The sequence below is a fragment of the Alloscardovia omnicolens DSM 21503 genome (assembly GCF_000420505.1).
Classification (GTDB): domain Bacteria; phylum Actinomycetota; class Actinomycetes; order Actinomycetales; family Bifidobacteriaceae; genus Alloscardovia; species Alloscardovia omnicolens.
Genome location: NZ_ATVB01000043.1, coordinates 1 through 1,161, shown reverse-complemented (window position 1 = coordinate 1,161; position 1,161 = coordinate 1). Strand labels below are relative to the sequence as shown.

1 protein-coding gene is annotated in these 1,161 nt (G+C 38.9%); it reads left to right on the top strand.

The window, feature by feature from the left end:
• The first annotated feature begins 158 nt into the window (after positions 1 to 158).
• Entirely contained in the window at positions 159 to 1,127 is a 969-nt protein-coding gene (gene xerA / locus G464_RS0108255; RefSeq protein WP_021617828.1) for a site-specific tyrosine recombinase/integron integrase, read from the top strand.
• Positions 1,128 to 1,161 lie beyond the last annotated feature (34 nt).

Sequence of the window (1,161 nt, the reverse complement as noted above, 5' to 3'; positions counted from 1 at the left end):
GTCGACAAATCAAAAGTTGCAGTACAGAAAGCACTTGATGAAGCGCAGACTCTGTTTGATTCGTTGATGCAAGAATATTTTGGTTAGAAGGGTTGATATATCTGAATTGTAATTAGCTGGCTGGTGATTTACTTCTGAGAAACGGAGGTAAATTAAGTATGGAAGAAAAAATCGTTAGCATTCTTGATGCTATGGGAGAAACTCTCAACGCCAGCCAGCTTAAAAAGCTGCAAGAGGTACTTTTACGACATTTGAGTGAGAACCGTCTGGTACAGAACGCAGTTGATAATCACGAATACCTAGCAATGTTCCTCAATGCTAAGCGTATAGAAGGGTGTTCAGAACGTACAATTCAATATTACAAAGCAACGGTTGAGCATCTGCTGGGTAAGCTGGTTGATCCTATTAGAAAAATTTCAACTGAGATGATTCGCCAGTATCTTGTTGATTATCAAACAATCAATAATTGCAGTAAAGTCACAGTAGATAATATTCGTCGCAATATTTCAAGTTTCTTTTCATGGTTGGAAGAGGAAGATTATATCCTCAAAAGTCCAATGCGTAGAATCCATAAAATTAAGACAACGAAGACGGTCAAGAGTATTATCACTGATGAAGACATTGAAAGACTCAGAGATGAGTGTATATGCAAGCGAGACGTTGCAATTATTGACTTACTTTATTCAACTGGAATAAGAGTAGGTGAACTCGTCCATCTCAATATCGAAGATATAAATTTCAATGAACGTGAATGCATCGTCCTCGGTAAAGGGGATAAAGAACGGCGTGTGTATTTCGATGCTAAAACAAAAATTCATCTTCAGGAATATCTGTTGACACGCCATGATTCTAATAATGCACTCTTCGTATCGCTTGATAAACCACATCGTAGACTCAAAATAAGTGGAGTAGAGGTGCGTTTGCGCTTGCTAGGTAGAGCGCTTGGAATGGAAAGAATCCACCCGCATAAGTTCCGCAGAACTATGGCAACGAGGGCTATAGATAAGGGAATGCCTGTGGAACAAGTACAGAAAATCCTAGGACATTCTCAAATTGATACAACTATGCAGTATGCGATAGTCAACCAAAACAACGTGCGAGAGTCACATAGGAGATATATAGCGTAAGTTTTCTCAGTAAATTGAGATTTGTGGGGATGAA

Excerpts from the sequence above, each read along its gene's own strand:
- xerA (WP_021617828.1), top strand. The coding sequence starts at position 159 with ATGGAAGAAAAAATCGTTAGCATTCTTGATGCTATGGGAGAAACTCTC.